Below are 11102 nucleotides of genomic sequence, written 5' to 3'. Positions count from 1 at the left end.
ACCCTTTTCAGATATTGCCGTAGCGTGCTGACTTCATCGGACATGAACGACTCCCTGCGACGGATGGCGGGTCAGAGTTGGAAGGTGATCCGTTCGGTCTCGAGACCGCGGACGACCACGTGCCTGCGATAGCTCAGTGAGTCCTCGTGCACGTGGAAGCCGCGCAGCCGGCGAGCCAGCTCACCGAACACGATCTCCGCCTCCAACCGGGCCAGGCTGCTGCCGAGGCAGAAGTGCGCGCCGGCGCCGAAGGCGAGGTTCATCACGGACGGCTTCCGGTCCGCGATGAACTGGCCCGCCCGCGGGTGCACCCGCTCGTCCCGGTTCCCGGACGCGAGGACCAGGGTGACCACCGAGCCCTCGGGGATGTCGAGGCCGTTGATCCGGTCGGACCGCAGCGCGACACGGCCGGTCAGCATGATCGGGCAGTCGTAGCGCAGCGCCTCGCTGACCACGTCGCCGACGATCGCCGGGTCCTGGCGGAGCAGTTGGAACTGCTCCGGGTGGCGCGACATCGCGAGCAGGCCGTTGGTGATCAGGTTCGTGGTGGACTCGTGGGCCGCGGTGAACACGGTCACCACGACGTTCGTCACCTCACGTCGGCTCAGCCCGCGCCCGTCCTCCTGCGTGGCGAGCAGGCTGGAGATGAGGTCCTCGCCGGGGTTGCGGCGGCGCTTGTGGATGAGGTTCGCGAAGTAGCCGTGCAGTTCGGTGGTGGTGCGGATGATGCGGACGAGTTCCTCGCGGTCGAACATCGCGGCGGAGTGGAAGCTGGCCACCAGCGTGGGCAGCTCCGTGGACAGCGCCATGTCGCTGGACCACTCCCGCAGCATCGGGATGTCCTCGCGCGGGATGCCCAGGAGAGTCGCGATGACCCGCAGCGAGAGCACCGAGGCCAGGTCCTGCACGCCGTCGAACTCGCCGTCGGCCAGGCAGTCGCGGAGCAGTTCGTCCACGATCTCGCGAATCCACGGCTCGAAGCGCGCGGTGATCCGTGGCGTGAACGCCTTGCTGACGAGGTTCCGCTGCCGCCCGTGGCCGGGATCGTCCATGAAGAAGATCGAGTTGAGCACCGGCTCGTCGCCGCGGTCGCCGAAGAGTTCCCGCATCCCCGGCGCGTTGAACGTGTCACTGCCCATGGTCGTGTGGCTCTTGAGCACCGCCAGACAGCTGTCGTGGTCGCTCAGCAACAGGGAACCGTCCGACGTCCACATCGGACCTTGCTCTCGCCACCGCTCGAACAACGGGTAGGGGTTCGTGAGCACCTCCCGGTCGAGCAGGGCGTGCAGCGGGTTGTCAAGCACGGTGGTCGGTGGGCGGCTTGGCACTGACATGGGCTAGCTCCTCTCCGTGACACGGCCGGCGGTGCGACCGATGTCCGATTTCGCGTCGTCGAGCACTCCGTCGATCAGCGTGAACATCTCGTCGTCCGTGGCGCCGCTCAGGTCGGGCACCGCGGCCCGCTCATCGGCGGTGCCGTCTTCCTGGCTGCGCAGCAGTCGCCGCAGTGTCGTAGTGATCACCTCGGGGACGGGCGCGGACGGAGACCGCCGCAGCAGGGCCGCCTCCAGCTCCCTGAGGCGGTCCAGCACGACCCGCTCGGCCTGGTCGCCCTCGTCGACACCGAGCGCGTCGCCGAGGTACCGGGCCAGTGCGGCGGCGGTGGGATGGTCGTAGACCGCGGAGGCCGCCAGCGGCACTCCGGTGTCCGCGCCGAGCAGGTTGCGCAGCCGGACCCCGGCCAGCGAGTCCAGGCCCAGCTCCTGGAACGGCCGGTGCGCGTCCAGGTCTCCGGCCGGCCGGCCGGAAACGACGGCGACCCGGGCGGTGACCAGCTCCAGCAGCACCGACGACCGCCGCTGCGGCGCGGTGGCCGCCAGCTGTTCCCGCAACGCGTTCGCGGGTTCGGGCCCGGTGTCCGCGCCCACACCCGGCAGTCCGGAGCACAGGCGCCCCGGCCGTGCGGCGGCGAACCGCGGCCAGTCCACGGCACCGACGGCGTACTGCGCCGCACCGCCGGACAGTGCCCGCTCCAGCGCGTCCAGCGCCCGGTCGGCGGGCATCGGCGTGGCGCCGCTGTCCGACCGCGAGTCGACAGGCCAGGACGTGGTCATCCCGGTGTCCAGCCAGGGGCCCCAAGCCAGGCTCGTCGCGGGCAGGCCGCCCGCCTGCCGATGGGCTGCCAGCGCTTCCACGACGGCGTTGGCCGCGGCGTAGTTGCCCTGCCCCGGCGAGCCTGCGGTGCCGGCCAGCGAGGAGCACAACACGAAGAAGCGCAACGGATGGCCGGCGGTCAGCTCGTGCAGGAACCGCGCGCCATCCGCCTTCGCCGCGAACACACGCGCCAGCCGGGCCTCGGACAGCGCCTCCAGCACCCCGTCGTCGAGCACCCCGGCGGCGTGCACCACACCGGTGAGCGACCGCCCGGCGAGCAGCCCGGCCAGCGCCTCGCGGTCCGCCACGTCGCAGCCGGCGATTTCGACCTCGGTACCCAGCGCGGTGAGTTCGGCGCGCAGTTCCGTCGCGCCAGGGGTGTCCACGCCCCGGCGGCCGACCAGCAGCAGGCGTTCCGCGCCCCGGGCCGCCAGCCGGCGGGCGACGTGCGCCCCGATGCCGCCCAGCCCCCCGGTGATCAGCACGGTGCCGAGGGGCTCCGTCGTGGCGGGTTCGGTGCGGGGCACCGGGACCAGTCGCCTGGCGTGCAGCCGCCCGTCCCGGATCGCGATCTCGTCTCTGGCAGCCAGCGCGGCGGGCAGCGCGGCCAGATCCTCCACGGCCGGTCGCAGCGGCAGGTCCACCAGGCCACCGTGCAGCCGGGGCGCTTCCATGCCCGCGACCCGGACCAACCCGCACACGGCGGCCTGCTCGGGATTCGGCACGGTGTCCGCCGCGTCGGCCCGCACGGCGCCGCTGGTGATCGACCACACGGGCGTATCCGCGCCTCTGGACAGCAGCGCCCGCAGCAGCGCCACGGTGGCGGCCAGGCCGGTCGGCACCCGCGACGTGTCCGAGCCCTCGGCCATCGCCAGGAGGGACACGATGCCGCCGCCCGGCAGGTCGGGCAGCAGCCGGTCCCAGTGCTCGCCGTCCACGGCGTCGCCGCGCACGGTGCGGGTCCCTTCGCCCAGCACGCCCGCCACGTCCTCGGTGAGCCGGTCCCAGTCCGCGCCCGGCGGGGCCACCACCAGCCACGGCCCCGGCGCGTCGGCGACCGGTCCGGGGACGGGCAGCAGCGGCCACTCGACACCGTGCAGCAGAGGGTCGGCGGGGGCCCCGTCGTCGTCGGGCAGCCAGAACCGCTGCCGGGTGAACGCGTAGCCGGGCAGCGGCACCGCCCGCCCGCCCGCGCACCAGGCCGCCCAGTCCACGTCGACCCCCCGGGTGTGCGCGGTCGCCAACGCCGTCAGCAGGCCGTGCACTTCGTCGGCGTCCTGCCGTAGCACCGGCAGGAAACCGTCCCCGCCCAGCGCCTCCTGGCCGAGCGCGCTGAGCGTCGCGCCCGGTCCCAGCTCCAGGTAGGTGCTGGTGCCCGCCGCGTCCAGAGCGCGCAGGCAGTCGTGGAAGCGCACCGGTTCCCGCGCATGCCGGACCCAGTACTCCGGGTCACGAAGCTCTTCGGTGACCGGTGCGCCGGTCACCGAGGACACGAACGGAATCACCGGTGTCCGGAACTCCAGTCCGGCCAGCACCTCCCGCAAGGGGTCCAGAACCGGGTCCATGTGGTGGGAGTGGAACGCGTGCCGCACCGCCAGGTGGTGCGCGTGTGCCACCCGCTGCGAGATCTCCCGCACCGCGTCCGCGTCCCCGGCGAGCACCACCGAGGCGGGCCCGTTCACCGCGGCCAGCGCCACCCGGTCCTCGCGGCCGCGCAGCAGTTCCGGCACATCGGTTTCCGGTACCCGGACCGCCACCATCGCGCCCTCGCCACCGAGTTCGCGCATCAGCCGCCCGCGCGCGGCCACCAGTGCGCAGGCGTCGGCCAGCGAGAACACGCCCGCGGCGTGCGCTGCGGCGAGTTCGCCGACCGAGTGCCCGGCCACCGCGTCCGGCCGCACCCCCATCGTGGTGAGCAGCCGGAACACCGCCACCTGAACCGCGAACACCGCGGCCTGCGCATGGTCGGTGCGTTCACCGGGTCCGTCCCGGAGGATCTCGGCGAGCGGCCGGTCCAGCAGCGGGTCCAGCTCGGCGGCGATCTCCTGGAGGGCCGCCGCGAACACCGGTATCCGGTCTCGGAGCGACGTGGCCATGTCCGCGTACTGCACGCCCTGGCCGGGGAACAGGAACGCGGTCGCGCCGTCGGCCGCCACTCCGGTACTGCCGGTCCCGGCTCGCAGCGCGGCGGTCAGCTCGCCGGTGTCCGTGCCGAGCACGACGGTGCGGGCACGCAGCCGGGCCCGCGTGGTGGCCAGCGAGTACGCCACGTCCAGCGCGGACGGCGCGCCGTTCCCGTCCTCGTCGGTCAGTCGGCGGAGCAGGGCCTCGGCCTGCGCGGGCAGCGCCTCCGGGGTGGCCGCGGAGAGCACCCACGGGATCAGCGGCGGAGCCGCGGCGGTCGCCGGCTCCGGTTCGGGCTGGGGCTCGGGTTCCTCCAGGATCACGTGCGCGTTGGTGCCGCTGAGGCTGAACGAGGACACCGCCGCCCGGCGCGGACGGCCCGCGCGCGGCCAGTCCATCGGCTCGTCCAGCAACCGCACCGCGCCGTCGTCCCAGTTCACGTGCGGGCTCGGGACATTCAAGTGCAGGGTCGAGGGCAACCGGCCGTGCCGCATGGCCAGCACCATCTTGAGCACACCCGCCACGCCCGCCGCGGCCTGGGTGTGCCCGAGGTTGGACTTCGCGGAACCGACCAGTACGGGCCGCGCCCGGTCCTGCCCGTAGGTCGCCAGCAGCGCGGTGGCCTCGATCGGGTCGCCGAGTGGGGTGCCGGTGCCGTGCGCCTCCACCGCGTCCACCTCGCCGGGCGCCAGGCCCGCGACGGCCAGCGCGTCCCGGATCACCCGCTGCTGGGCCGATCCGTTCGGCGCGGTCAGCCCGTTGGACGCGCCGTCGGAGTTGAGTGCCGAGCCGCGCAGCACGGCGAGCACCCGGTGGCCCCGTTCGCGCGCGGTGGAAAGCCGCTCCATCACGAGCAGGCCGGCGCCCTCGCTCCACGCGGTGCCCTCCGCGGCCGCGTCGAAGGGTTTGCACCGGCCGTCCGGGGCGAGCACCCCCACCTGGGAGAACTCCACGAACAGCGTCGGCGTGGTGAGCACCGTGATGCCACCCGCCAGCGCGACGGTGCACTCACCGGCCCGCAGCGCCTGCGCGGCCTGGTGCATCGCCACGAGCGCGGAGGAACACGCCGTGTCCACCGTGATCGCCGGGCCGTGGAAGCCGAACGTGTAGGCCAGCCGCCCCGACGCGACGCTGCCCGCGTTGCCGATCGAAACGTCGCCGGTGAGGTCCTCGGGCGTCCGGTGCGCGCGGCGCGCGTAGTCGTTGCCCATCAGCCCGAGGTAGACACCGGTGCGGGTGCCCCGCAACGCGGTCGGGTCGATCCCGGCGTCTTCCAGCGCGTGCCAGACCAGTTCCAGCAGGATGCGCTGCTGCGGGTCCATCGAGACCGCCTCGGCCGGGGCGACGCCGAAGAAGCCGTTGTCGAACTCGGCGATCCCGTCCAGGAAGCCGCCGTGCCGCACGTAGCTGCGCCCGCCACGGCCCGGCTCCGGGTGGTAGACCTCGTCCAGGTTCCAGCCGCGATCTGCCGGGAACTCGGTGATCGCGTCCCGCCCGGCGGCCAGCAGCGTCCACAGCTCGTCCATGGTGGACACCCCGCCGGGAAAGCGGCAGCTCGCGCCGACCAGCACCACCGGGTCGTCCATGTCGTGCGGGCCGGGCCCGGCGAGCGGTGTCCGGCCGCCGGGTATCGCGTCGGGGAGCTGCCCGGACAGGTACCCGGCCAGGGCCGTGGGGGTGGGGTGGTCGAACACCGCGGTCGCGGGGAGCCGCACCCCGGTCGCGGCGGTGAGCCGGTTGCGCAGCTCCACCCCGGACAGCGAGTCGAAGCCGATGTCGCGGAACGCCCGTGCCGGGTCCACCCGGCGCTCCACGCCGAGCACGGAGCCCACCGTGGCCAGCACGAGATCGAGCACCGACCGCTCGCCACCGGAGACCAACACGGGCGCTGCGGCCACGGCGGCCGGCCGGGCCGCGCTCCGCCGGACGCCGAGCAGCCCGGCCCACACCGGAGCCCGCTCCGGGCCTGCCGCACGCACGTTGGCCAGGTCGAAACGGGCGGGTACGGTGCACGCCAGGTCGGTGCCCAGCGCCGCGTCGAACAGTGCGAGCCCGTGTTCGCGGGACATCGGCACGAGGCCGGTCCGCCGCAGCCGAGCCCGGTCGGTGTCGCCCAGCCGCCCGGTCATGCCGGTGTCCTGCGCCCAAAGTCCCCACGCCATCGACGAAGCGGGCAGTCCCCGCGAACGGCGGTGCTGCGCCAGCCCGTCCAGCCACGCGTTGGCGGCCGCGTAATTCGCCTGCCCCGGCGTGCCGAGGACACCGGCTACGGAGGAGAAAAGCACGAACGCGGCCAGGTCGAGGTGTTCGGTCAGTTCGTGCAGGTTGCGCGCACCCTCGACTTTCGGTCGCAGCACCGCGTTGAGCCGTTCGGCGGTGAGGGAGCGCACCGTGCCGTCGTCCAGCACCCCGGCGGCGTGGATCACCGCGGTCAGCGGGCGGTGCGCGGGGATCGCCGCCAGCAGCTCGGCGAGGGCGGCCCGGTCGGCGACGTCGCATGCCACGACCGTGATCTCGGCGGTGCCGGTCAGGTCCTCGAGACCGGACTCGAGCGCCGCCGCGCCGCCCCGCCGCCCCGCCAACACCAGGTGCCGCACCCCGTGTTCGGTGACCAGGTGCCGGGCCAACTCCCGGCCGAGTACGCCGGTCCCGCCGGTGATCAACACCGTTCCTCCGGCGAGGTCGGGCCGGTCCCCGGTCCGCGTCACCCGGGCCAGCCGCGGCGCGAACGCCCGCCCGCCCCGGACGGCGATCTCCGGCTCACCGGTGCCCAACGCCAGCTCCAGGGCGGAGTCGGCGTCCTCGGGGTCGCCGGGGCGGTCCAGGTCGACCAGCACGAACCGGCCGGGATGTTCGGTGCGTGCCGTGCGGACCAGGCCCCAGACCGCCGCGGCGTCGGGGTCCTGATCGTCCTCCGGGGCGATCGCGACCGCACCGCGGGTCCGCACGATCAGGGGCCCGTCCGTCGCCTTCTCGTCGTCGGTGCCCAGAAACTCGCGGACCCGCGCCAGTGCTTCCTCGGGCCCGGCCACGTCCACGATCGGCGCGTCCACGATCGCCGGGGTGGACCGCCGTGCAACCGGCACCCAGTCCAGCCGGTGCAGCGCCCGGTCCACGCCCGCCGCCCCCGACCGCACGGGCCCCACGGGCCGGAGCGCGAGCGCGCTGATCGTGGCCACCGCTTCCCCCGCCGCGTCGGCGAGCGCCACGGCGAACGAGTCGTTGCCCTGCGGAGTCAGCCGCACCCGCAATGCCGTGGCCCCGACCGCGTGGAGTGCGACCCCGCTCCAGGAGAACGGCAACCTCACCGGCGCGTCCCCGGCATCCAGCAGCAGCGGGTGCAATGCGGCGTCGAGCAGGGCCGGGTGCAGGCCGAACCGCCCGGGATCGACCGGCAGCTCGACCTCGGCCCAGCGCTCCGCACCGAGCCGCCAGGCCCGCCGCAACCCCTGGAAGGCCGGCCCGTACTCATAACCTCGCTCGTCGAGCTGTGCGTACTCGCCGTCGAGGTCGATCTCCTCGGCACCGGGCGGCGGCCACTCCGTCAGGGTCGCGCCGCCGGACTCCGCGGCCCGGAGCGTCCCCGTCGCGTACCGGGTCCACGGCGCGTCCGGCGCGGACCGGGCGTACATCGCCAGCGTGCCCGGATCCGTCTCGCCGATCGCGATCTGCAACTCGGTCTCGCCCCGCTCGGGCAGCACCAGCGGGCTCTCCAGCACCAGTTCGTCCAGCACCGGCAGCCCTGCCCGCTCACCCGCGTGCAGCGCCAGTTCGACGAACGCGGCCCCGGGCAGCAGCACGGTGCCGCGCACCTCGTGCTCGGCCAGCCAGGGGTGCCGGGTGAGAGAGAGCCGACAGGTGGCGACCAGGCCACCGCCGGCGAGCTGGACCACAGAGTCCAGCATCGGATGCCCGGTGACGGGCCCGGAGGCGGCGGTGGGCAGCATCCAGTACCGCTGCTCGCGGAACGGGTAGGTCGGCAGCTCCACACTCCGGGCGTCGTCGAACAGCCCGTTCCAGTGCACGTCCACGCCGTGCACGGCTGCCTCGGCCACCGCCAGCAGGAAGCGGTCGGCACCACCGTCGTCCCGTTTCAGGGTCTCCAGCACCACGCCGCCCCCGTCGTGGTCCTCCTGGTGGTTTTCGAGGATCTGCCGCACGCCGCCGGCGAGCACCGGATGCGGGCTCGACTCCAGGAACGTGGTGTGCCCGGCGGCGACCAGCCCGCGCACCGTCGCCTCGAACTCGACCGTGGCGCGCAGGTTGCGGTACCAGTAGTCCGCGTCCAGCCCGGTGGTGTCCACCAGGCCGCCGGTCACGGTCGAGTGGAAGGGAATCTCGGCCGCCATCGGAGTCACCGGCGCCAGCAGTTCGCGCAGCTCGGCACGCAGCAGTTCGACCTGCGCCGAATGCGAGGCGTAGTCGACCGGCAACAGCCTCGCCCGTTTGTCCTCGGCGACCAGTGCGGCGGCGAACTCTTCGACCGCCTGGACGGCGCCCGAGACCACCGTCGCGCGCGGCCCGTTGACCGCGGCCACCGAGAGATCCTCGCCCCAGCGGGCCATCGCCTCTTCGACCGCCGCTCTCGGCAGCCCCACCGACAGCATCCGGCCCGTACCGGAGAGCGCCCGCAATGCTCGGCTGCGCAGCGTGACGATCCGCGCCCCGTCGTCCAGGGACAGCGCGCCGGCCACGGTCGCGGCCGCGATCTCGCCCTGGGAGTGGCCCACCACCGCGGCCGGCCGCACCCCGTGTGCCCGCCAGAGTTCGGCCAGCGACACCATGACCGCCCACAGCGCGGGCTGCACCACGTCCACCCGGAGCAGCGCGTCCGCGTCGGTGAGCACGTCGCCCAGGTTCCAGTCCACGTACGGCGCCATCGCGTCCTGACAGGCCGCCATGTGCCCGGCGAAGACCGGGCTGGACTCCAGCAGTTCCGTGGCCATCCCGGTCCACTGCGTGCCCTGGCCGGGGAACAACAGCACCGGACTGGTGTCCCGGCAGGGTGACCCGACGACCGTGCCCGGTGCCGAACCGCCCTCGGCGAGCGCGTCCAGCCCGTGCACTAACGAGTCCCGGTCCCGGCCGAGGACGGCGGCCCGGTGCTCGAACCTGGCCCGGCCGGTCGCCAGCGTCAATCCGGCGTCCAGCAGGCCGACCCGGTCCGGGCGGAGCCGCTCGGCCAGCCGGCCGGCCTGCTCCCGCAGCGCCTCCGCCGACCGTGCGGACAGCAGCAGCGGTACTGCGGACGCCGGTTCCGGTGTCGCGGCGGGCGCGGGTTCCGGCGCCTGTTCCAGGATCACGTGGGAGTTGGTGCCGCTGATGCCGAACGAGGACACCCCGGCCCGGCGCGGGAGTCCGGTCTCCGGCCACGGCGTGTCCTCCGCGAGCGGGGTGACCCTGCCGGACTCCCAGTCCACGTGCGGGCTGGGCTCGGTCAGGTGCAGGATGCGCGGCAGCACGCCGTCGCGCATGGCGTGCACCATCTTCATGACGCCCGCCACCCCGGCAGCGGCCTGCGTGTGCCCGATGTTCGACTTGACCGACCCCACCAGCAGCGAGCGCGCCCGCTGCGGGCCGTGCACCGCCAGCAGCGCCCGTGCCTCGATCGGGTCGCCGAGCGTGGTGCCCGTGCCGTGCGCCTCCACCGCGTCGACGTCCGCTTCGGACAGTCCGGCGTCGGCCAGCGCCGCCCGCAACACCCGTTCCTGAGCCGGCCCGCTGGGTGCGGAGAGCCCGTTGGAGGCCCCGTCCGAGTTGACCGCGGTGCCGCGCACCAGCGCGTGCACGGTGTGCCCATGGCGCAGGGCGTCGGAGAGCCGTTCCAGCACCAGCATTCCGACGCCCTCGGACCAGGCCGTACCGTCCGCAGTCTTGGAGAACGGCTTGCACCGGCCGTCCGGGGCGAGGCCCCGCAGCCGCGAGAACTCCACGAACATCTCCGGGGTCGCCATCACCGTGACCCCGCCGGACAGGGCCAGGTCACACTCGCCGAGACGCAGCGACTGCACCGCGAGATGAGTGGTCACCAACGACGAGGAACAGCCGGTGTCCACCGTGACCGCGGGGCCGCTGAGACCGAGTACGTAGGCCACTCGGCCGGACACCACGCTGGAGGTGTTCCCGGTGATCAGGTACCCCTCCAGCCCGTCCGGGACGGTATGCACCCGGGGCGCGTAGTCGTGCATCATCGAGCCGGCGAACACGGCCGTGCGGCTGCCCCGCAGCGAGGTGGGATCGATGGCCGCGTTCTCCAGTGCCTCCCACGCCGTCGTGAGCAGGAGGCGCTGCTGCGGATCGGTGGTCAACGCCTCGCGGGCGGAGAGCCCGAAGAACTCGGCGTCGAAATGGCCGGCGTCGTAGAGGAACCCGCCGTGCCGGACGTAGGAGGTACCGGGCCGGTCCGGGTCGGGATCGTAGAGGGCCGCCAGGTCCCAGCCCCGGTCGTCCGGTAACTCGCCGATCGCGTCGATCCCGTCCCTGGCCACCCGCCAGAGCCCTTCCGGGCCGACTATTCCGCCCGGATAGCGGCACGCCATTCCCACAATCGCAATCGGTTCGCCCGGCATCCGGTGCCCTCCCAGAGCAGTTTGGACTTTGTCGGCTGCCATGGACGCAAAATCATTCACCGAACTCGCGACCATCTAACCAAACGCCGACAAATCGAGGTGCATCAACATGGTTGGCGCCCAGACTCATTCCGCACAACATTTGCAACCGACTAAAATCTGGGGCTTCCGCTAGAAACTTCCACCTGTTGTCAAGAATTTCTATCACTACTGTGATACGTGGTGGATCTCGCCGAATTCTGCTACCCGCCAAAA

The 11102-nt window shown here is 73.2% G+C and carries 2 protein-coding genes; both read right to left on the bottom strand.

From position 1 onward, the window contains the following. Positions 1-71: 71 nt before the first annotated feature. Positions 72-1334 (bottom strand): cytochrome P450, encoded by a 1263-nt coding sequence (locus tag SNOUR_RS01640; protein ID WP_067343193.1) that lies wholly within the window; start codon positions 1332-1334, stop codon positions 72-74. A gap of 3 nt (positions 1335-1337) precedes the next feature. Further along, positions 1338-10907, bottom strand: a complete 9570-nt coding sequence (locus tag SNOUR_RS44420; RefSeq protein WP_376738491.1) for an SDR family NAD(P)-dependent oxidoreductase — start codon at positions 10905-10907, stop codon at positions 1338-1340. Between the last annotated feature and the right edge of the window lie 195 nt (positions 10908-11102).

The organism is Streptomyces noursei ATCC 11455 (assembly GCF_001704275.1).
Lineage (GTDB): Bacteria > Actinomycetota > Actinomycetes > Streptomycetales > Streptomycetaceae > Streptomyces > Streptomyces noursei.
This window is presented reverse-complemented; position numbering and strand designations above follow the sequence as displayed.